This is a genomic window from Leucothrix pacifica (assembly GCF_003172875.1).
GTDB lineage: Bacteria > Pseudomonadota > Gammaproteobacteria > Thiotrichales > Thiotrichaceae > Leucothrix > Leucothrix pacifica.
Genome location: NZ_QGKM01000084.1, coordinates 1 through 21528, shown reverse-complemented (window position 1 = coordinate 21528; position 21528 = coordinate 1). Strand labels below are relative to the sequence as shown.

Annotated in this window: 16 protein-coding genes and 1 pseudogene; 6 read left to right on the top strand and 11 right to left on the bottom strand. The window is 43.7% G+C overall.

The window, feature by feature from the left end:
- Positions 1-80: 80 nt before the first annotated feature.
- Positions 81-296 (top strand): annotated as a pseudogene (locus DKW60_RS20675) (zinc-dependent peptidase); the annotation flags it as partial.
- 3 nt (positions 297-299) lie between these two features.
- On the opposite strand, the gene DKW60_RS20670 reads toward DKW60_RS20675, so the two are convergent.
- From DKW60_RS20670 to rep, 5 genes are all read right to left on the bottom strand, one after another.
- A complete protein-coding gene (locus DKW60_RS20670) occupies positions 300-1022 on the bottom strand; it encodes a hypothetical protein (protein ID WP_146203540.1) in 723 nt (240 codons plus the stop codon).
- A gap of 76 nt (positions 1023-1098) precedes the next feature.
- Positions 1099-3840 (bottom strand): hypothetical protein, encoded by a 2742-nt coding sequence (locus DKW60_RS20665; protein WP_109839564.1) that lies wholly within the window; start codon positions 3838-3840, stop codon positions 1099-1101.
- Complete coding sequence (locus tag DKW60_RS20660) at positions 3837-4535, bottom strand: condensin complex protein MksE (RefSeq protein WP_109839563.1); 699 nt, start codon at positions 4533-4535, stop codon at positions 3837-3839. Before DKW60_RS20660 ends, DKW60_RS20665 begins: the two co-directional genes overlap by 4 nt.
- Complete coding sequence (locus DKW60_RS20655; RefSeq protein ID WP_109839562.1) at positions 4528-5760, bottom strand: hypothetical protein; 1233 nt, start codon at positions 5758-5760, stop codon at positions 4528-4530. The genes DKW60_RS20660 and DKW60_RS20655 overlap by 8 nt, the downstream gene beginning before the upstream one ends.
- Positions 5761-5784: 24 nt before the next feature.
- A complete protein-coding gene (rep, locus tag DKW60_RS20650) occupies positions 5785-7791 on the bottom strand; it encodes a DNA helicase Rep (protein WP_109839561.1) in 2007 nt (668 codons plus the stop codon).
- A gap of 169 nt (positions 7792-7960) precedes the next feature.
- Here rep and DKW60_RS20645 point away from each other — a divergent pair, with 169 nt between their 5' ends.
- The gene (locus tag DKW60_RS20645) at positions 7961-9238 is read left to right on the top strand and encodes an aspartate aminotransferase type Ic (RefSeq protein WP_109839560.1); all 1278 of its coding nucleotides are present in this window, start codon (positions 7961-7963) and stop codon (positions 9236-9238) included.
- 9 nt (positions 9239-9247) lie between these two features.
- Here the strand turns inward: DKW60_RS20645 and DKW60_RS20640 are convergent, their stop codons facing one another.
- Genes DKW60_RS20640 through DKW60_RS23835 form a run of 4 tightly spaced genes read right to left on the bottom strand, consistent with a single transcriptional unit; the run spans position 9248 to position 12694 of the window.
- Positions 9248-9688 (bottom strand): hypothetical protein, encoded by a 441-nt coding sequence (locus DKW60_RS20640; RefSeq protein ID WP_109839559.1) that lies wholly within the window; start codon positions 9686-9688, stop codon positions 9248-9250.
- Positions 9689-9742: 54 nt separating this feature from the next.
- Positions 9743-11701, bottom strand: a complete 1959-nt coding sequence (locus tag DKW60_RS20635; RefSeq protein WP_181389825.1) for a sensor histidine kinase — start codon at positions 11699-11701, stop codon at positions 9743-9745.
- Positions 11702-11724: 23 nt separating this feature from the next.
- Positions 11725-12264: a response regulator transcription factor gene (locus DKW60_RS23840; RefSeq protein ID WP_181389824.1), complete on the bottom strand. Its 540-nt coding sequence runs from the start codon at positions 12262-12264 to the stop codon at positions 11725-11727.
- A complete protein-coding gene (locus tag DKW60_RS23835; protein ID WP_181389823.1) occupies positions 12224-12694 on the bottom strand; it encodes a response regulator in 471 nt (156 codons plus the stop codon). Before DKW60_RS23835 ends, DKW60_RS23840 begins: the two co-directional genes overlap by 41 nt.
- Before the next feature lie 242 nt (positions 12695-12936).
- On the opposite strand from DKW60_RS23835, the gene DKW60_RS20625 reads away from it, so the two are divergent.
- The 4 genes from DKW60_RS20625 (at position 12937) to DKW60_RS20610 (ending at position 16067) form a co-directional block, all read left to right on the top strand.
- Complete coding sequence (locus DKW60_RS20625; RefSeq protein WP_109839557.1) at positions 12937-13518, top strand: DUF4360 domain-containing protein; 582 nt, start codon at positions 12937-12939, stop codon at positions 13516-13518.
- A 194-nt stretch (positions 13519-13712) separates the two neighbouring features.
- Entirely contained in the window at positions 13713-14297 is a 585-nt protein-coding gene (locus DKW60_RS20620) for a DUF4360 domain-containing protein (RefSeq protein ID WP_109839556.1), read from the top strand.
- A gap of 189 nt (positions 14298-14486) precedes the next feature.
- The gene (locus tag DKW60_RS20615; protein ID WP_109839555.1) at positions 14487-15452 is read left to right on the top strand and encodes a DHH family phosphoesterase; all 966 of its coding nucleotides are present in this window, start codon (positions 14487-14489) and stop codon (positions 15450-15452) included.
- An 18-nt stretch (positions 15453-15470) separates the two neighbouring features.
- Positions 15471-16067 (top strand): acyl carrier protein phosphodiesterase, encoded by a 597-nt coding sequence (locus DKW60_RS20610; RefSeq protein WP_109839554.1) that lies wholly within the window; start codon positions 15471-15473, stop codon positions 16065-16067.
- A gap of 15 nt (positions 16068-16082) precedes the next feature.
- Here DKW60_RS20610 and DKW60_RS20605 read toward each other — a convergent pair whose 3' ends face one another.
- The gene (locus DKW60_RS20605; RefSeq protein WP_181389822.1) at positions 16083-18401 is read right to left on the bottom strand and encodes a sugar-binding protein; all 2319 of its coding nucleotides are present in this window, start codon (positions 18399-18401) and stop codon (positions 16083-16085) included.
- Positions 18402-18551: 150 nt separating this feature from the next.
- Entirely contained in the window at positions 18552-20852 is a 2301-nt protein-coding gene (locus DKW60_RS20600) for a sugar-binding protein (protein WP_146203539.1), read from the bottom strand.
- Positions 20853-21528 lie beyond the last annotated feature (676 nt).

Below are 21528 nucleotides of genomic sequence, written 5' to 3'. Positions count from 1 at the left end.
GGTAACTGAGAAAAACCGGGACGCGGCGTAGAATTCTTCTCAGACACTACTCTTGACCATAGCTCTCTGAACGTTGGTCTAAAGTGTTCACCGATGAATTTCAGCGTTTACAGCAGGCAGCTTATCGTGGCGATGAAACATTAATCGACCAATACGGCGCAACCGAGCCTGCCGAGTTTTTCGCCGTGGTAACCGAAACTTTCTTTGAACAGCCTGCCCAAATGGCTTCGCAACATGCCGCTTTATTTGCTGAGCTAAAAGGCTATTACAAAGTGGATCCGCGCGATTGGTTGTAATGATTATTCGCGAATTGCGCCACTGAAGCGCTGCATTGGCAAGTCTTGGTAACGCTCAACTAAGTCATTGAAATGTTGAAATAACCATTCCATGGTGGCGAACTCATCTCCGGCAATAACGGATATTGTAGTGATGCGGGAATCGTCAATACGTACATAGCGAAAGTAGACCATTTGAAACACGCCGACGATCATAAAGTGGCTATAGTCCTTGTCGCTGATGGAGATAAGATTTCGATATTCATCAGTGGTGGATGTTGGAATAAGCTCTGCTGGTGTTAGGTTGGGGAAGTTGTCGCCGATCTCATTGTCGATTGAAAATCGGGGCGATTTGAATCCATGGTGACGGTAGTCTTTTAGATTCGCTGTTTCGACGCTGATCGCATCCTCTTCAAAGCTTACACTGACTTCAGCGTGAAAAGCCGCTTTTGTTAAATCCCCCGTGCCATCTTGCTTGACTGCGCTACTGTCGATCTCACCGTAGTAGAGATATTCCGCCGAAGCTTCACGCCCCCAGCTGAATACTTCGTACAAGGTTTTCACATCAGCACTGTCAGGCGATATCTCATGCAGTATGGTAGTTTGAGGATTTGATGGATCATAATGATGATTCTCATCACCAGCATCATGGGGAATCTCATCCACGTTATTACTATTCAATCTTCGCAGGTAGACGGACAAAACCGCGCCAACAATGGCGGCAAAAATAATTACCAGAGCAGTCATAAGATCCATACTATTAAAGTGTAGGTGTTGTCACTGTTGTTGTAGCTATATCGCTGAACTTCATGTGCTAAGTACCTCACGAAACATGCTCAAACGTTGGTTGAATCAGTAACAGTTTTCCGGAACCTTTAGCTTTTTGACGCACGCTGAGTTTACCAATTGCATTATTTTCCAGTTGGTATAAACGCTTACAAATACCACTACCTTTAGGACTGGCAAAAATTGGAATTAGCCCTAGATTCAAAGCGATGTCATGAATATTCTGGGCATTTGCATCATCAAGGCTATCAATTTCATCCACATAAAACGGCAGACGGATTGTCTCGCCAATATTCTTCTTACCTGAGACTGCCTGATTAATCATGGAGATAAAGATAATCGTCTTAACCGTGATCGATGTACCATTACTTTCTAGGTCGAGGCTTTGATACTGCTTCTCATTACCATGAGTATCAACTACTTGCAGCACTAAATCATAAAGATCCGCGACGGTGATATTGACTTTTTCCAGCAGTGGCTTGATCGATTTTAGTAAGTCGTCAATAGAAGACTCATCCAGTCCTCCGAACAAGGGTAGGTCGTTTTCCTTCCACTCCCGAATGGTTTGAATACGTCGATACCATTCATTTCGACCAATCACAATTTTAATGGATTGCAGGTTGGAAATGGTTTGGCGTCCTAACAATCGATTCAAGTCAGCGAGGTAACTATCTATAGCATCCACGCTATCTATGATGCCCCGACAATGTGCTGCAAAGCTGGTAAAGATACGCTTCCACTCGTCATTGATACTTTTTTCTTTTTCCGGTATCGCATCAAGCTGATCCCGTAAGAAACGGATAGCGTCTACATCGGTTAGGCCTGTTAGATTGATAAAGCGGTCACGCAGTCGTAGCAGACTCTGAGTGACCGTTTGTTTCTCATGAGAGATGGTTTCTGTTTGAGCACGATAGTTGTCATAGAGCTGTTCAAAACTGAGTGCGCTGGTATCAAGCTCGATATTAGACCAATCGCTTTCTGGTGGATGGTTTTCTATCCAGCGCTTTTGACCGTTTAAAACCTCGATGTGCTGGCGACTGGTTTTTACATTTTCAGCGAGTTGTTTAACTGTCTGGCGAAGGTCATAGGCTTTCTCATCATAGGCATCCATTTCCTGCTTATGCTGCGCGATTGTTGCCATGATCATTTCGCTTTGCTCAAGCCATTTCATGTAATCGACTTCTGCGGCTTGCCATTCCTGATGTTTTTTAATCACAGCAGATATAAGCTCAATCCTCTGCTTGATATCATCAATACGTGTTTTGATGGATGCCTGTTCACGAATTGCAGTGATTTTATCGCTGAGTTGTGCAGTTTCTGCGGTCAGTTTCTGGACTTGTTTTTCAAGAAACTCAGGATTTCCCAATTGATGAAGACCGGCCCCGGAAATCGCTCTCAAATCGAGTGTTAAACCAGGAAAATCAATATCAGAACCATTGGCGTCTCCTAACTGTTGTTGGAGAAATGCCTGTAATTTGTCGGCATCATGCAGCGTAAACTGCTTTTCATTTAACAAGTCCCAAATGTCAGAGTTAGTTATCTGGTAAAGTCTCAACAGCTGTTCTGGTGTTAAAATCGCCTTAAGTTGTACGTATAAAGTACTGGACAGGTTATTTAGTTGTAACTGCGTCTTGGTTAGTTTTTCTTGCTTAAAACTCAGACTTTGCTCTAGTGCTGAGAGATCTTCATTGCGCACATTGTACAATTGACCCTGCAGGTCATCCCGCTCCTGCTCAAGGTTGGCCAGCTTTTGCTGTTCCAACTCCACCACAATCTCATTACATTCACGAGTCAGCTTTTCATAGCGAGCAATATCATTATTGATCACACCAAGTCGCTGGTCTTCACGGCTTATTTGCTGCTGTTTATCTTCCTTGGCTAACTTGATTTCGGGGAGTTGGTCTTTGGCACGGCTTTGCTGGCTAAGTTGCGTTTCTAGTGTTTCTTCCAGCATCTCCATTTCTTTTAGGAACAGGGGCGTCGACTTCAGATGATAGTTAACAAGCTTTCCCTGACGTCTGACCATCTCCTCAGTCAGGTCAACCACTCTCTCAATCGTTTCTTGATTGTCCTGCAAACGTCTCAGACTATCCTGATCTTTTTTAACACGCTCATACGGCTCACTGAATTCGCGCTGGACGTTAATTTTTTGCTCTTTCTCCATCACCGAATGATTGACCTGCTCAATCTGAGCTTTCAGGTCTTTTATGGTGATGCCTTTTAATTGCAGTAACTGTCGGAATAAACGTTTAAATAAACGGTAATCCCGACTATCTCCGACCAAGCCCAAGCCGGCAGGATTTTGTTTAGTACTAAAAGGACGAAGCAGGGCGCGGTGATGTTTGGGTTCAAGGTTGCGCGAAATCAGCTTGCTGGCAACATCAGGAAATAGTGTATCTGGCTTTTTCGGTAATAATTTACCCGTAATATTCTGGATGAAATCACTACTGCTAAATTCGCCATCCAGTAAAAACTTTTCTGGTTGACTGCCAAGCCCCGTTGCTGACATACCAAACACCTTACGGCCAGTCAGCGTGTTTAATTCAAACAGAATGTAGGATCCAAGTGCCGGAAAATAGTGCTTCCAGGTTTGATCCAGCGTATATCCCAGATTAATCTCTTTAAAACTGTCGATGTACAGGAACTGCAAAGTATTGATAATCGATGTTTTTCCGCGATTGTTCAGTGCAACTAAATGCAGTGAGTCTGACAGATCAAATTCTGCATACTGGCAGTTTGCGGAGTTGATCAGAATAATTTTGACCGGTTGTATTTTCATGCGTGTACCTCGGCCTCAACGTCATTATTTTGTTTATTGTGTTGTTCCAGAATATCCAGACTTAGCTGTAAGTAGCGGTTAACCGGTGTTAAAAATCGTAAAAAATTATCTATCTCACGATACTCTATAAAGCCCGAGCGGTGCATATTGTTTAATAAGCTCTTGAGTTGTCGCGTCTCGCCGATATCCAGATTTTGCATGTAATTGCGATAACGTTCGGTACTCAGGTGCGGCAATTGATCAACCTCAAAACCACTTTCGCTCAGGAGTGTTTCCAGAATGTCACCACCAGTATTTGAAATGGCCTCAATCATTATTGTCACGAATACTAAGCAGCGCCGGGAGTAATCATTAGCACGCTCATCCTGTTGATCCTGAATGAAAAAATAATCCATTTCGTGGACTAATTGATACCCCAGAGTTTCAAGCTCGGTACGGTAGTCATCCAGATTATTATTCAAATAATGATATAACTCACCGGAATGTAGGGAGATATGCATTCCGCTGATAAGTGCCTGAAAGACTTCTTTTTTACCGGGAATATCGAAAACAGATGTCTTAGCAGGCTCACTCTTTATTGTGGGCGCTGATTCAGTAATCCCATCGCTAGATTGTGCAGCCGATGCTGCTTGCACACTCTGCTCATCTGTTTGAGTTTCAGCCTCAGTCATTTGTTCATCGTGTTGATTATTCATCAGTCGATGCTTCCCCTTTAAAAATTCTTATTCCTTGCCAAACCTGCCCATCGATTTGGTAATCAACTAAGTCATCACTAATCACAACATTATGATTTTGTTGGTGTAAACAGACGATACTCACCGCACGCAACACTTCATTGGCTGATAAGCCTTGATGCTTCTGCAGAAAGTAATGGATCACATCGGTGTTTTCCGGCATCTCATCGAGTAGGGCGATAACGCCTTCGGTTTCCAGAGGCGCAGATTCGGTGGTTTCTGTATCGTCTTGCAAAATGCTGTCTGGCTCTGTTTCTAGTGACCACAGTTCAGCAAGATAGCCGCGCAAACCTGATAAGCCGATGTGACGTTCCCGACGTAAGATACGCCCGAATGGGAAAGCCGGTAGCTCGCTTACTTTGCCTTGCTCAATGTGACCAAAAATAACCGCAGCAGCGTCCATTAAACGTGACTCTTGTGCGAGCTTTTCACGCAGTGGCATGAGCTCTTGCTGCGCTTCATTCAAATCTAACCGGGTTTGTTCGTTTAGCTGCACACGTCGAGCGCGGCTTTGCAGGAACAGTTGACGCAATTCAGTTTGACCATTGAATTTGGCTTCTCCGATTTCCAACGTCTGTTTGAGGCGCTCCATAATCATACCGAATGAGCCAGAGGGTGAAATCATCTCTCGCAGAGGTTCCAGATACTCATCCCAAAGCCGGTTGGATTCTGACAGGCGTTCCTTATAACTCAGCTTTTCATCATTGAGTTTCAGCTTACGAACTTCACTCACAACGCCTAAACGGTTTCTTGAGGAAGTTTGTCCGATATTGTCTATTTCACGCCCTAATCGTTTCAGAAAACGTAATGTCAGTGCTTCGGATTCATCATCATACGCACGAATTAAGTCCTGAATCCGTTGATCCAATGCACCTATATAACCTTGAATAACTGCTGAGTTAACCGGTTGTGATTCCTGATACAGGTATTCTAAAAACTCCCGATATGGCAGCGCTAAGCTATAGCGGGGTTCATAGTCATTGCTTTCAACAATTAGCCTATAATTAAGGAGTTGTTGAAAGGTAAAACCGCTATCGGGTGAGTTAGTGCCTTTTGTGGACTCTATACGGTGCAGAAATTCAGTTTCAGTGAATCCTTTCTCATAATGAAACAAGCTGTTGAGCAGCTGAAAATGTTCATTGAGTTTTGCGATCCGGTCAGCCGGCTTGTAATAACGAAACGCCATTAAACGATGACTCTCCAGCTGAACTTAGTCATCCAGCATATCCTGCAGGTTGTTGATAAAGCTCTTAGCCGTTTCTTGCTGTTGCTCCCTGGACACCACAACACGGTCTTCCCATTCGATATGTTCTTCGGGCAATTCATCAAGAAAACGGCTGGGCTCGCAGGTGACTTTCTCACCGAATTTATTACGTGTTTTAGCGAATGTTATGGTCAGGTGTTTCTGCGCACGAGTAAGACCTACATAAGCGAGGCGGCGCTCTTCTTCCAAACCATTATCTTCCAATGAGTTTGCATGGGGCAGAATATCTTCTTCCATTCCTACTAGAAACACATAAGGGAATTCCAGACCTTTTGAGGTGTGCAGGGTCATTAAACTAACAGCATCCTCGTCTTCATCTTCCTGATTACGCTCCAGAATATCCATCAGACTCATATGTGCGACGATATCACCTAAGTCCTGATGCTTGCCTTCGCCTTCGTTATGCAGTCGCTTAATCCAGTCAATAATCTCCTGAACATTTTCCATGCGTCGCTCAGCCATTTTTGGCGAGGAACTGGTGGTTTGCATCCACTCGTAGTAGTCCACATCACTAATGACTTTTTCGACGACTTGGTGCGGATCCATTTCCCGGCTGGCGTAGGAAATATCATTGATCCATTGGCAGAACATTGCCAGACGACTACGCCCACGTTCGGTGAGTTGCGAGGCTAATCCCATCTCAGTTGATGCAGCGAAAAGACTAACTTCACGCTCGTTGGCATAATCACCCAGTTTTTCTAGCGTGGTTGCTCCTATTTCACGCTTCGGCGTATTAATCACCCGTAAAAACGCTGCATCATCCGATGGATTGCTGATCAGGCGAATATAGGCGAGGGTGTCTTTTACTTCTGCACGTGAAAAGAATGAAGTGCCACCACTGATTTTATAAGGGATGTTATTCTGTCTGAGATAGCGTTCAAACAAGCGGCTTTGGTGGTTGCTTCGGTACAAAATAGCGAAATCACGATGTTCAGTCCGATCACGAAAGTGGTATTTCATGATCTCCCCAATCACGCGCTCTATTTCGTGTTCGGCAGTTCTGCAGGGGATAACGCGTATCTTGTCTCCGCTACCCAACGCACTCCATAACTTCTTTTCAAACAAGTGCGGGTTATTAGCAATCAGGTGGTTGGCACTGTCCAAAATACTGGACGTAGAGCGGTAGTTTTGCTCCAGCTTGACCAGTTTTAAGTTCGGATAATCCGTTTGCAGCTGATTGATATTCTCAGGTCGCGCACCACGCCAGGCATAGATGGATTGGTCATCATCACCAACCACCGTCAATTCGGCACGAACACCCGCAAGCTGCCTTACCATGCGGTACTGGCAATTATTGGTGTCCTGATACTCATCGACCAGCATATAACGCAGTTTATTTTGCCATTTAGCCAATATCTCAGGATTTGCATCAAACAGTTGTACCGGCAATACGATGAGATCATCAAAGTCTAAAGCATTATAGGCTTTTAATTGCCGTTGATAGCGCTCATAAACCTTAGCGGCCAGCAATTCGTCTGGTGTCATGGCTTGCTCTAGCGCTTTTTTTGGTGAAATAAAGTCGTTTTTCCAACGCGAGATAATCCAACGCGGATCATCATCCGGCTCTTTAGCATCCTCATCGCGCATCATCAGTTCTTTGATAATGGTGCTGGTATCTTGGGCGTCTAAAATACTAAAACCAGACTTATACCCCAGTGACTTATATTCACGACGAATAATCTGCAAACCAAGGTTATGAAAAGTCGCAACAGTTAAGCCTTTTGCTTCTTCTTTACTAAGTAATTGAGAAGCCCGCTCCTTCATCTCCCTTGACGCCTTATTAGTGAAAGTGATCGCCGCAATATGTTTTGCAGGGACTTTAGCTTCACGGATTAACCAGGCTATTTTCTCGGTAATTACACGTGTTTTACCACTGCCGGCACCTGCCAGTACCAGTAAAGGAGAGCCGATATGCTCTACCGCTGCTTGTTGTTGAGGATTTAATCCGAACATCAGAAAATACAGTTCTCGAAGACTGCCGTTTGGGCGCTAAAAATAGCGAGATAATAGCAGATGCAGCAGGTGGTTTCTAAATTGTTATTGTGGTGAAACACGCTAAAGGCTATTGTTTCGGCCTGTCAATAATTTGTTTCTCCGTTAATCAATCACATAGCGTTTACTTATGGATATCAAACAGGCTTCACCGGATCAGCTTATCGAATTTGAGCAACAATTAAGTGCCGAATATTACGAACTTCAGGCTCAGAACTTATCGTTGAATCTGACACGGGGCAAACCTTCAGCGGAACAGCTCACCTTATCTGACGCATTGGATGGCATCTTAAACGGTAACTATCAGGAAGAGACGACAGACACCCGAAACTATGGCGGTCTTCGGGGCATTATGGGAGCCCGACAGCTGGGTGCAGATCTTATGGGAACCGACGTTGAAAACACCATGGCAGCGGGGAATAGCAGTTTAAGTCTGATGTACATGGTGCAGTTGAACCAATATTTGTATGGCTGCTGCGGTGAGGCTTCAGCATGGAAACATCTAACAGCACCAAAAATGTTGTGTCCTGTACCGGGTTATGACCGCCACTTCAGTATCTCTGAAAACCTTGGCATCGAAATGATCAATGTGCCAATGACTAATCAAGGGCCGGATATGGATGAGGTAGAGCATCTGCTTCAGTCTGATGATGAGATTATTGGCATGTGGTGTGTGCCTAAATATTCCAACCCAACGGGTACTGTATATAGCGATGAGACCGTTGATCGCATCGCTGCATTGGGGAAGATCGCCCATCCCAGCTTCAGAGTAATGTGGGATAATGCCTATGCGGTTCATGATTTAGTGGCAGAAGCACCGATACTTGCCAATATTACTGAACGCTGCAAAGCACATGGCACTGAAGACAGCGTCTGGCAATTTGCATCAACATCTAAGATTACCTTTGCAGGAGCAGGGGTGAGTTTTCTGCATAGCTCCGCTGAGAATATGGGTAACTTTGAACAGCTGCTGGGTGTCACGACCATTGGTGCTGACAAGGTCAACCAACTGCGAACCACGCAACTGATTCCGGATATGCAGGCTATGTACTTGCACATGCAAAAGCATCGTAAAATCCTGGCGCCTAAATTTGATATTGTATTATCTCATTTGGCCAATGATCTTGGTCACGACTTTGCCAAATGGACTAAGCCACAAGGTGGATACTTTGTGTCGTTAGATGTTAAGCAAGGGCTTGCCAAAACCGTGGTGGAACTCGCTGATGCCTGCGGCGTTAAGTTAACCTCTGCCGGTGCACCCTTTCCTTATGGCAAAGATCCGGATGATACGAATATTCGCATCGCTCCAAGTTTTCCACCGTTACAAGAGTTAGAACAGGCAATGAAAGTGCTGACGACCTGTGTGAAACTAGCGACTGTGCGCCAATTGCTAGTAGATAAATCGTAAGGGGAGTGCTCACGAGCTACAAGCTGTTTTCGTCCAATGCGCCTTTACGCTATAACTTAAACGCCCGGCAGGCGCATGTAACCATATCAAGCGTAGCTCACATGATTTAATTTTTGTACAAGCTTTGACTGTCCTTTGATCAACGGTCACTTTGCCATAACGCCGCTGGGTATAGTTGATACTGACTGCGCTTATAGTGCCACATTGATCTACAAAGGCTTTAGGTTTTCTCATGGTAACAATATCAACGCCTTCACCTCCGGCTTCTTCGAAATGCTCTTTTACAATGCTGTTGGTAATGTTTGGAGCAGCATGGAGGCTAGCACTCAATGTAGTAAATAACGTAGTGTATAAAATTATTTTTTTAAATATCATATAAATATTTATGCTTTTAGAGGCATAGTAAAATACCCAATTGTTATCTACTAAGTGTCCACCTTTGCTCTTCAAGCATATCTCCAATATTCATCATTAATGATCGGTCTTCCCCGTTAAATTGATTACTTAATCTTCATGAACAGGCAGACGGATCGTGACACGAGTTCCCCGCTCATTACTGACTATACTCATGTCAGCATTAATTTTTTTTGCTCGATGTGACATGTTCAGCAGACCATTCCCTTTTGATGGCGCATCGGTAAGAAAGCCTTTACCGTTATCTTGTAATTCAACAACAACATATAATAAGCTGTTTTGGTCGATTTGAACGTATGCGGATAGGCTTAAAACATTAGCATTAGAGTGCTTGATGCAGTTAGTCACGGTCTCTTGTAATAGACGTAGTAAGTTCAGCGACTTTTCAGGGCCAAAGTTAGGTAGCTCTGGTAACTCGTCAACTCTCCATTCAAGTGTGATATTGCAAGCCTCAAGTGTAGAGCTAACTCTGGTTCTAAACATACCTAGCATGGCTGATACATTACCGCTAACGCTTCCTAAGGAGTCAATCATTAACCTTAAGTCGTCTAACGCACATCTTGCAGATTCTTTAAGGTAGTGACGATCTAATTTATCCGCCTTTAACTGATAGAGAATGCTATTTAAATATACACCAATACCATCATGCATATCTCGCATTATGCGTGCGCGCTCCTTAACCAGTGCTTGTTTGCGCCGTAATTCAAAGATTGTCTCGTAGCTTTTAGCAATAAATCGACCACGCTCATCAATGCGGTTTTCAAGTTCTCTATTAAGTTGCAGCAGTTTGGCTGTGGAGCGCTCCGTTTCATTCAAAGAAACAATAAATCGTTGCATCATCACAGCTGACAGGGCGGTTAAAAAAATAGGTGCACTATAGTGAAAATAAAACCCTTCATACAATGGCCTCAATTGATAGATAACCAATAAATCATATAGCGCTAATGTCAGAACCCCTCCGCCTGAGAGTCCAAGTAAGTAACTCAAATTGTCATTGCGCTTAAGGGTCTCAAGTAAAATCATGCTAAAGATATATCCTCCACCGATGACTGAAAGACCACTCCAAATATTTTTATACAAAGGAGTTGGCGAAAACCAAGAAACAAGTAGTATGACCAAGGCCAAAATACCGCCGGTTATTAAAACCCATTGTTCTATTTGGTGGTATTTCTCTTGTACGTTCAAAAAACGATGTACTGCCAGAACACCTGCAATACACATGACCCCGCGGCACATTAATATCATTCCATCCCAATTGGCTTGACCTATGGGGACTTTGATAATGTACTGGTCCAAGGCAAAGATGAACCAACATAGAATGACAAGTGCCAGCCAGCTATACTCAGACTCATCTGGTCTTCTCCACCATAAAGCCAACATTAATAGTGCAGAAATTAATAAAACTACTGCAATAACTCCTGTTACTGTTTGCTTAAAAAACGTATATCGCTGATGAGCAGGAAGTAACATTTCAAGGGGGGCAATATAAACATTTCCTAAAAAACCATGGTCCGGCGGATAGGATACTGCCAGTATATCAATAGCATTTGCGCCACTTTTAAATTGACCATTCGATATTGTAAAGAGTTGGGGGTTACTGCTATTCCGTGCTATCGGTACTTCAAAGCTACCCCCCCAGCCCAACAGGTCACCATTGAGAAAAACGGCAATGTTTTGCCCAACGTTTGGTAAAGCGATAGCCCATAACCCCTCAGGTTGTGCATTAAACATATAGTCAAAGCGGTATACGACTCTACCGGAGTGATTCTCTGGATTTTTGGCAATATCATTTCTCCACTCATGTGGGACACGAATGGATAGTTGTTCAACACTCTCAGATTCAATAATTAAGTGGATGCACTTTGCTAACATCTGAGAAAATGACTCAGCGAATACCTTAGCGGTTAGTAATTCATCAGGAATCGATCTCTTACATAGATTTGAATCACTTAATACTATTGCATGTGTTAGCGCAATACTGCCGACAAAAGGATTGAAGCGAACTTTTGTTACAGACCATGCCATCACGAAACTGAGAGCTAAAGACACAATCGTTACACTACATCTAATATTCATGCCGGTGAGGTAATTACAGCCTGTAGCACCTCCTCATGGTTGAGACCTTGATCAATCATTGCCTTCATGATGACAACATCCTTTACTTTAAAAACACTTTTAATAGCAATAAAAATATTACACGTGCCACATCCTGCTAGTTTAAGTGTTTCGATACAATGTTTGAGATCGAAATCGAATACCAGTTTCAGGATCTCAGTAACATCAGTGACTGTTTTCTTACCAATCAAGAGTGCTTGAGCAATTTCGACAGGACTCTTGTCAGTACTAGTGGGTTGCGTATGTTGGTGAATGCATATCTGTCCCATTTTATACCCTTCAAAAACAGCTTCATTACGTGAATTGACTTCTAGTTTTCGATAGATATGCTTAATATGAGATGCAACAGTATGTGGTGAGATAACCAGTGATTTTGCTATTTCTTTGTTTGAATATCCTCTGGAAAGATACTGTAATACTACTTTTTCCTTTGGAGTCAGCAGGGTCTCCAGAGGTTCACAATGATCCCCCCCCCCCCCAATCTCCAGCGAGTTCATTTTCCTGAAAATAATCCAGAATGTAACGCGCTATGGCGGGACTGATGGGTGACCCCCCTTGAAGTAGCTGATTAATGGCGGCTTGAATATATTTCTCGGATTCATCTTTCAATAAGTAGCCACTAGCGCCTACTTTGATTGACTCTACAACACTATTTTCATCACCGAACCGTGAGATAACCATAATTTCAGCATCTGGGTAGAGTAGCCGAGTCTGCTCGATTAGCTGTTTCCCATTACCGTCAGGTAAACCTAAGTCCGTCAAGAGCACATCGATAGTATTATCAGCGAGCCACACAGATGCTTCATGGAAATTTGAAGCGGTTGCCGCCAATGTCAGGTGTTTTTGCTCTTTGACAATATTAGCCAGTCTACAAAGGGTTGGCTCGTCATCTTCGACCAAAAAAACAATGCTCTCTTTAGTACTCATTATTATCTACTCAAGCTGTCATGATCCTATCTGCATACCATATTAACTATCGATTATAAGTGTATTTATGAATCATACTATATCCCTTATTTCGGTTATTTGACTTATTTAGCATATCCTCGATTTGAGGGATTAATTATAACAATAAGTCCATATATATTTACATCAGGATTTGAAAATACATTTAGTGATCATTTTTACAATCTCATATGGCTAATACTACTTAAAAAAGGAAATTTATCATGAAAAGCTTACAAAAAATCGGAGTGATAGCAGCAACAACAGTTCTCAATATGGCAATGTCTACTTCTGCAAGTGCTGCGGATGTAACGTTTGGAAGTCCTGCTAAATTTAAGGGTACAGGCTGCCCTGGTAGGTCAACCGTCGAGGTTGTTGGTGAAAATACGGCTAATTTAATTGTTCTTTTCGGACAATATGATGCTGGAAACGGTAAGCCATCAGCGTCTGGCTTAGGCCGATCTGCTTGTAGTTTCGCTATTCCTATCAACGTATTGCGTGGCTTTCAGATTTCAGCAGTCACGGTTGACTGGGAAACATATACTGAAGGTCGTGGACAACTGAAAAGGAAATTCTTCCTTTCCGGACGACCCTGGAACAATTGGCAAACAACAAACCTGAGCAGTGGTAATCGCACGGTTCGTGATAACTTAGTGCACGCCTCATTCGCAACAGGCTGCAATGGAGGACGCTATACTATGAGAATCAATAGTCAGGTTCGTGCTAATTCAGGAAGTTACGCTGCAGTTGACTCGGTTGATTTGAACAACAGAATTATTTTTAAAATCAAATTTAAGAAATGTTAATAGTTAATTATTCATAGATTAACTGGACTTTAAAGCACTACCCTCACAGTCACACTCTTGATTGTGAGGGGCTCTTTTTGCCTCAAGGTAAGCTGGAAGAGGATTCAAAGGTTAGTCGTTGCCAGCAAGGACTAAAGTAGGTTTGGTGTTTTTTCCAAAAAATAGTCGATATTCAATTGGACAGGAAATTTCCTATGAACAGCTTACAGAAAATTGGAATAATAGCTGTAACAACTATTTTTAATATGGCTATGGCTACTTCTGCGAGTGTCGCGGATGTAACTTTTGGTAGTCCTGGTACCTTCAAGGGTACAGGCTGCTCTGGTGAGTCAACCGTCGAGGTTGTTGGTGAAAATACAGCTAATTTAATTGTTCTTTTTGGACAATATGATGCTGGAAACGGTAAGCCATCAGCGTCTGGCTTAAGTCGATCTGCTTGTAGTTTTGCTATTCCCATCAACGTTCTTCCTGGTTTTCAGGTTTCAGCAGTAACAGTCGATTGGGAAACGTATACCGAAGGCCAAGGGCAACTGAAACGAAAGCTATTTAGTCTTGGTATACCTCGGTACAATTGGCTAATAACAAACCTAAGTAGCGGTAAGCGCACGGTTCGTGATAGCTTCATGCACGCCTTATTCTCAACGGACTGCAATGGAGGGCGCTATATTATGAGAATCAATAGTCAGGTTCGTGCTAATCCAGGAAGTTACATTGCTGTAGGCTCAACTGATTTGAACAACAAAATAGTTTTTAAAATCAAATTTAAAAAATGCCAATAGCTTAGCCATTCACAAAGTTAAAAGCATTAATATTTTAGACTCAATGCTTAATCGTTGACTGCAATGATCGACGTAATTGGTGTCTGATATATAGCACACGACCATAACACCTGTAATAAAGTGACTCACTTGATCCGTAATACTGTCATAATTCCGTTATTATCAAAATGTCAAAGGATGTAGAGAATAATGAAATACATTGATGTATTCAATGGCGATGCGGATGGCATCTGTGCATTACTACAGCTTAGAAATGCAAAGCCAATCGACAGTGAACTGGTAACGGGCGTAAAGCGCGATATAAAGTTATTGTCACGTGTCGACGCCTCTGCTGATGATCAGGTGACTGTTCTGGATATTTCCCTGGACAGCAACCGTGAAGGTCTTGAGCAGCTGCTGGAGAAGGGTGCAAAGGTTGAATACTTCGATCATCACTTCGCTGGTGACACGCTCATGGAGCACGATAACCTAAGCACCCACATCAATACTGCAGCGGATTGTTGCACGAGTACCTTAGTTAACCTTCACTTAGAAGGTGCATTCCAGCATTGGGCAATTGTTGGTGCTTACGGCGATAACCTGAAGAAGGTTGGTGAGGCATTAAGTATTGCTTCTGGTTTGGATGAAGCACAGCGTGAGCAGCTGGAAAATCTCGGCATCTATATGAATTATAATGGTTATGGTGCCACCGTTGATGACCTGCATTTCACACCAGCAGATTTATTTCTGGCAATGAAAGATTATGCTTCTCCGTTTGAGTTCTTTGAAAAAGGCAAAGCAACTTTTGATAAGCTAGAACAAGGCTACCTGCAGGACATGGCAAACGCTGAGAAGACTGCAGCCATGCATGAAACGGCTGCAAGTGCTGCATTTATGTTGCCAAATGAAGCGTGGTCACGTCGTGTGAGTGGGGTGTATGGAAATGCATTGGCTAATGAATTCCCGGACCGTGCACATGCTGTCATCACTGAGCGCGAAGCTGGTGGCTATTTGGTGAGTGTACGTGCACCTCTGAATAATAAAACCGGTGCCGATGAGATCTGTCGTCAATTCCCGTCTGGTGGTGGACGCAAAGCCGCTGCCGGTATTAATGAGTTGCCGGAAGATCAGTTACAGAGCTTTATTGATACGCTTGATGCTTTTTACGCTGCTTGATAGCAAAGCGTTGAAAGTATGAATTATCTCGCACATCTGTATTTATCACAGGATAACGGCTACTCTATGGCGGGTAATTTAATGGCCGACTTCCTGAAATATGCAGAGTTGTCAGAACAGCCCGATGCCATTCTCAGAGGTATTGAGAACCATCGGGCAACAGATAAATTCACAGATAGTCATGACAGGGTGTTAGGATTGAAGCAATATTTCAATCCTGACTTCCGGCGTTTTGTGCCCATTATTCTGGATGTGAGCTTTGATCATATGCTTGCCAAACACTGGGACGACTTTCACGAGCTACCGTTGGCGACGTTTACTCAGCAGGCTTATAAAAAGCTGGAGATAGCATCAGAATATATGCCAGAAATTATGCTCAAACGTCTGCGAGGTATGGCGAAAAGAGATTGGCTAGGTGCATATATTGAACTGGATACCGTCGATAAGACCCTGACTGCGATCAGTAACCGCATTCGTTTTGAGAATAATCTCGATCTGTCCTTCAGTGAGGTTGTTGAACAATACGATCACATCGAGGCGAGTTTTCTGGGCTTCTTTCCGGAGCTGGTGGATCATATCAATCAGCTGGCAATAGAAGGTGAGACGACCGAATAAGCCGCCTCATTATTCTTAATCCGCCAGAATCACTTCACCAAACAGGCTAGGGTTTTTCCACGCCTGATCCAGTGCCGCATTCCAGGAGATCTTTGCATCTCTTTGGTGGCCGTTATCATCGTCATTAACCTGAATATCAAAGCCCATGCGTAAACCCGCCTGCGGTTTTACATTCAGTAACTGCCAAGGAATACTTGCCTCAAGGCGATAGCCTGTTTTGGTTTTTACCATGTTATGACGAATGCCATTGACGTTGCGCTTTGGTGAGCTTCCACCCACACTGATCGATCTATCCTTCATACGGAATGTCAGCTGGAAATCATCCAGACCATCAAACTTACCTTCTCGGCTTCCATTGGCATCGATATAAATCTCAATCGAGTCGTCGGCCCAAGGCTGATCAGAATCTTTCACAAACTGATCATCATGAATCCCAACCCAAAGATTCAGGCCACGATCATCCCAGCTAGAGCGCCACATTGCTGACAGATCATTAGCATCATTAATGGTGCCTTTAATCAGTGTGCCAACTCGGTGTGCTTTGGCTTTATGCAATCCGGCAGGCTGGCGCTTAATAACAACCGAAGCTGGTGGTCTTGCAGCAGGCGCTTTGCCTGTTGCTAAGTGATTTGGAATGAAAACAGGCTTTGGCAAACGTACTTGCTGACTGGTTTCACAGCCTTGCCACCAGCATTTCTCACCACGATTAAATGCCAGCAGCGCGCGGTATTTTGGCGCTTCAGCATTGGGCTGGTTAATATATTCTTTAATACCCCAGCTACCATGCCAGGTATGTGGGCGCGGTGCTGAGAAGGCGACAAATAAGTTGCCACCGACAGACTTCCAGCCTGATAAAAAGCGATAATATTCGCGGGCCATTCTCGGATCACGATTAGCAGCGACCAAATGCGGCGTTGCACCCTCAGTGAGTTTATGGGTTTTGTGATCGACCAGATGCTGACCGCCTTCATAAGCCACCAAGTCAACGCCATAGGCTTTTGCAACTTCAGACTGCTGACGAACCACTTTCAGAATATTGTTAATGGAATAGCGGTTATCAGGTGCCGACAATGATTTAAATACATCATCTATATTTTTTATTTCCGGTAGCTTATCTTGGGCTATATAGAAATAGGGAGCTATCGCGAGTGCATCAACGTGCTGGTAGGCTTTTTGATAGGCCAGAATGGTTTCACTCATTGACGGATCAGTCGTCATACCGCCCATGACACGTACCAAACGACTCGTGCCGCCAAATACTTTTTCCCACTGCTTAAAGATGTTCACACTCTGTTTGGAGTAGTACTTGAAGCCAGCAATTCTGCGGTCTGTATCTAGTTTCTGACGGATACCATTTTGCTTCATGTGCTCAGCTTGGGGTACAAACACGGAGTTCCATGCTTCATTGGTGTACTCAAGATAAACCTTAAGTGTTGGCTTAAGTCGCTGATTTACATAGCTTGCAAAGCCTTGAATATAATCATCTGCGGCTTCATGAGGAATGTTAAACCAAGGATTCACATTTAACTGATTAGCTAACTCAACCATGATTTCAACAGGGACACCACGCTGACCCTCCGGGCCTCCCCATGTCGCTTTAGTCAGGCTTGGGCGGTCCTGCCAGTGTTTGCGACTGTTACGGGTTATACCAGCCATATTCATGAAGCGGACTACTTTGAAGTCCTTCATGAAGTTGAGATAGTCAGGGTTGAAGATAATTTGTTTGTGGTGATCCGCAAACGATAGATACGGATTTCCAGCACACTTCTGAGCACTGTCTACACGCTTGAATGGATTGTTAGCGCAAATCCCACCCGTCATTAACACCCGTATATTTCGCAGGTGGTTTTTGGGATTACTTTTTTCGATAAAAAGAGTAGCGGTGATAGTTTTATTGGCCAGCGGCTCGAATCGAATCAAATCGACGCCCGGCATGCGTTTAATTAACTTTGCGCTTCCGCCATAACGCATACTGCCTTCACCATCATAGCGAACTGTATAAACGCCGGTTGGCAATGCCTGAGCAGGAATGTGACTCAGAAAACGTGTCCCAACCTGACCACCATTGAGTGCGCTGGGCCAACCGTTTTTGTCGTAAGAAATTTTACCCTTAGTTAACCACGGACGCGCTGACTCGAAAGGCAGCGCGAAACGGAATAAATCAACAAAGGGAAGACTAGAGTCAACCTCCATCGCCTCATTAGTATTGATACCTAGCGGAGAGGATTGATTAACAAAAGTAGGAGTGACTGCGTCCGCAGCAGCTAAGGCGGGGGACGTAAGACTCATCAATAACAACAATCGTGCGTACAACGGGCGAATTATTTTTTTCATACACCTTTGTCTTATTCTGGTTGTTTGGGTGTTGTGTCTGACTTAGTGTTAAAAAACAAGTTCCACTAGGTCAAGTGTAATTATTAAACTTAAATTAAGCAGGCCGAAGTTTATGTCCCAATGCTTCGGCCTGTCAACTGAGAGCAGATATTAGTTAGTCAATACTAACTGTCCAAACATTTGCGGATTTTTCCACGCCTGGTCAGTCTGAGCGTTCCAGGCAAGCTTCGCATCACGCTGATCACCGCTGTCATCGTCGTTGACCTGAATATCAAAGCCAACCACATGGCCGCTCTTTGGACGCACGTTCAGTGTTGACCAAGGGATAGTTGTTTCCAGCTGGTATCCGTTGGCCAGTTTCACCATGCGATGTTTCACAGCATGAATCTTGTTCTTCGGTGTACGACCACCCAGTGTTAAACGCTGATCATGCAGGCGGTACGTCAGTTGGAAGTCATTCCAGCCATCATAACGGCTCTTACGGCTACCATCTGCATCGATATAAATCTCAATGGAGTCATCGGCCCATGGTTTTGCAGAGTCTCTGACATGACGATCATCGGTGATGTTTACCTTTACATAAAGGTTTTGATCATCCCAGCTGGAGCGCCATGTCCCGGACAAATCACGACTACCGTGAATGGTACCGTTGATTACGCTGCCAATGCGATTGGCGGTTGCAACCTGAATACCGTTACGTGATTGACCTTGTTTACGGATTCTAACTACTTTTGGTTTTATAAAGTTAGAGTCATCACCACGGTGAATAGATTGTGAGATTTGTGCAGGTTTCGGTAGACGTGCAATCGTGGTTGAACGACACGCTGCCCACCAGCACTGATTACCTCTGGCAAAGCCCATCAATGCGCGATACTTCGGTGTTTGACTTGTAGGTTGGTTGATATACTCTTTTACACCCCAGCTACCATGCCATGTGTAAGGGCGAGGGGAAGAGAATGCTACAAATAGCTTACCACCGGCTTTTTTCCACCCCTGCAATAATTGAGTGTAGAGGTTAGCCATATGCGGATGGCGGTTCGCCTGAATCAAGTAGGGCGTCGCGCCTTCTGTAACCGAGTGGGTCTTACTATGTACAAAGTGTTGCCCACCTTCATAAGCAATCAAATCAGCACCATAGCTTTTAGCGATGTCTGCTTGTTGACGCACATTCTTCAATACATTCTGGATTGAGTAGCGGTTATCTGCAGCATTTAATTGCTGGAAAACATGACCAACACTGCGAATACGGCGCATACGTTCCTGACCGACATAGAAGTAGGGCGCAATTGCGAGGGCGTCAACATGTTTATAAGCGTCACGATACCCCAGAATAGTGTGTGACAGATTCTTATCACTGGTTAATCCACCCATCACGCGCACCAGACGTTGCTTACCACCAAATGCTTGTTCCCACATTTTAAAGATACGCACACTCTGTAACGAGTAGTACTTTGCCCCAGCCACACGACGATCTTTATCCAACTTATAACGTGTGCCTGTTTGCTTCATGTGTTCTGCCTGAGGAACAAAGACATCGTTCCAGGTCTCGTTGCTGTATTCAACATACACTTTCAGATGGGGCTTCAGATGTCTGCGAACATATTGCGCGTAGCGCTTGATAAAATCATTATCCGCTTTGTGTGGAATGCTAAACCAAGGATCAACATTCAAGGTATTAGCGAGTTTTACCATGATCTCTAGTGGCACACCCCGCACACCTTCACTACCACCCCAGGTAGCTTCCTGCAGGTTAGGGCGGTGTACCCAGCTTTGTAGGTTGTTTCGTGTGATACCCGCCATATTCATAAAGCGCAACACTTTGAAGTCTTTCATAAAGTGCAGGTAGTCAGGGTTAAATGTGATGTGTTTGTAGTGGTCTGCAAATGATTGATAGTTTCCACGGCAATGACGTGCATTAGACACGCGACGCTTCGGTTCATTCGCACAAATTCCGCCAGGCATTAATATACGAATGTTCCTGATGTAATTGCGTGGATTCGTCTTATCAATGAACATGGTTGCGGTGATCTTTTTATCACTCATCGGCTGCAGCGATATTAAGTCCATGCCCGGTAAACGCTTAACAAGCTTAGCGCTGGCACCATAACGAATTTCACCATCACCATCGTAACGAACGGTGTAAAGCCCTTGTGGTAGCGCTTTAGGGTCAATTTGAGTCAGAAAGCGAGTACCAGCTTTACCGCCATTCAGATTCATTGGCCATCCATGACGGTCGAAGCGTACATTTCCTTTGGTGAACCATGGTCTTGCTTCTTCAAACGGCATCGCTAGTCTAAATAAGTCTACGAAGGGTAAACTGGTATCATTTTCCAGCGCTTCATTTGTATTAATCCCCAATGGTGAACCGTGGTTCACAGGTGCTGCAACTGACGTATTCAGTGTGATTGCTAGCAGGCAGCCCAAAGTGCTTCGTATTATTTTGTTATTCACTTTATTGTCGTCCCTATTGTCAATGTTGCAAACAGCGCAGTCTCCCTGCACTAATCGTAAACAACGGCGATGGCATCGCTACCACAGCCAATCATTATTTTTGTTATTGGGGAAATTCTAGACGAGCGATACTAAATGAAAGATGAACGGTATTGGTTTGATCGATTAAAGATATTTATTAGCGCAATCACTTATAATAAATCAGTTTACGTATGTTGGATCGTAAATATTTAAGGCTAAAATTAACAATTATTCAATTATATTAAGCCATTTAAGGCTAGATATTAACTTAAATTAGGACTAAGTGCATTTTTTTAGTATAAAAAGCGGCATTAAATACCTCTGAGAATGATTCTGTTGGCTAATTAGCATCGTGAGCTATGTTTTATCGCTCAAAACAGCCTTTGATGGATGCATCTACAAACTGATACATAAACTGCAATACACAGTCAGGAAGATTTGTTGATATTTTGCTGGTCGATTTGGAGTAGGGACGTCGCATTGAGTTACTCTGATGGCTCTCCTAAAACATCAATCCAAGATGGTGCTCCATGGATGTTGTATCAAATACACTTGCACGCCCACTAACGCTTGAGCAGATGATTTGAAACCTGGGCGAGTCCATTTGCGATGTAAAAAATGATCTCAAGAATTTCCCTCTGTACACGACAATTTA